Source organism: Xanthovirga aplysinae, assembly GCF_009711365.1.
Lineage (GTDB): Bacteria > Bacteroidota > Bacteroidia > Cytophagales > Cyclobacteriaceae > Xanthovirga > Xanthovirga aplysinae.
Window position 1 is genome coordinate 1 of the sequence record NZ_SMMB01000410.1, and the last position, 1,471, is coordinate 1,471.

Annotated in this window: 2 protein-coding genes; one reads left to right on the forward strand and one right to left on the reverse strand. The window is 34.6% G+C overall.

What is annotated here, in order from left to right; translation table 11 throughout:
- Positions 1-812 (forward strand): alpha/beta fold hydrolase (locus E1171_RS01475; RefSeq protein ID WP_155203375.1); only part of this gene is annotated, 812 nt, incomplete at its 5' end.
- 145 nt (positions 813-957) lie between these two features.
- Here E1171_RS01475 and E1171_RS01480 read toward each other — a convergent pair.
- A partial coding sequence (locus tag E1171_RS01480; protein ID WP_155203377.1) for an outer membrane beta-barrel protein occupies positions 958-1,471 on the reverse strand: 514 nt, incomplete at its 5' end.

Sequence of the window (1,471 nt, forward strand, 5' to 3'; positions counted from 1 at the left end):
TATTTTATAAACGAAAGGGTAAAGGTGATTCCCTCATTTGTCTACATGGTTTTCCTACTTCCTCTTGGGACTTTTGCCAAATATGGGATTCATTAACAGAACGTTTTGATGTGTTAGTGCACGACCTTATTGGACTTGGTAAATCAGAAAAACCACAACTTCCCATTCCAATTAGTTTACAAGCCGATATCGTTGAAAATTTGGCAATTAACCAAGGGGTAAAAAAAGCCCACATTCTAGCTCATGATTTAGGGGATACCATAGCACAAGAACTTTTAGCAAGGCAACTTGAAAATAAATCAAAAATCAACTGGCTCTCCTGTGTCTTTCTCAATGGGGGTATTTTTCCTGAAACTCATCGACCGCGATTAATCCAAAAATTACTGCTTTCACCCCTGGGCTCACTGGTGGCCAAAATAACCTCCGAAAGTATTTTCAGGAAAAATATGATTGCTGTTTTTAGTAGGAAACATCCACCAAGTGAAGAGTTTCTGGTGGAATCTTGGAAGTTAATGACTGAAAAACAAGGGATTTCTATGATCCCTAGACTCATTAAATATATGAAAGAAAGAAACGTGAATCGAGATCGATGGGTAACTCCATTGAAAAATTCCATCGTTCCCATAAAACTTATAAATGGAATTGAAGATCCAATTTCTGGCATACATGCAGCTAAACGATTTGCAGAAGTTATTTCCCATGCAGATATAAAATATTTGAAAAATGTAGGACATTACCCTCATGTAGAGACTCCAAAAAAAGTGTTAGAAGCAATCTTTGAGTTTCACGATCAACTATCAGTAAAATATTAAAAAAAGAATAGGAGATTAATCATAATTCAATTTAACAATAAAGTTTTAAGGAAGATAAATTATAGAAAAGGCCAATAAAACCTATTTTTCAAAAATAAACCGCTTCAATTACTTCTTTTCTCCCAATTTGAAGTAAGGATCAAACTCATAAATTGAATAAATAGGCAATAGACAATGCTAATACCCTATTTCTAGCTTTCTCATCTGGAATATTAAAAATGTTTGCCACTCCCAGGTCATATCCAATTTTCACCTGGTAGTTCCTCCCCTCAAAACCTCCTCCTAAGTTTAAACCAAAATCAAATCTTCTTATACTATCTTCCGAAGAGCCAATCTTTAAATCAGTTCTTCTAGTTATTACATAATCTTCTTCTATTACTTGCCCTCCAAAAGCTAAGGAAAAAACGTAACCCGCTTCCAAAAACATCTTGAAACCATTTACAATGGGCAAGCTTAAATGAGCAAGTATAGGGACATTTAAGTAGTCAATTCGAATCTTCACTTGTGGACTAAAAAAAGTACCAATTCTAGTCCCTTTTCCGTAATATTCTAGTCCAGTTTTTAATCCCAGAATTTGATCTGTATTTATTTGCAAGATTGCTCCCAAACGCAATGTGGTAAGAAATCTATAACTGGTGGTAATATCTTGGGACTTAAAA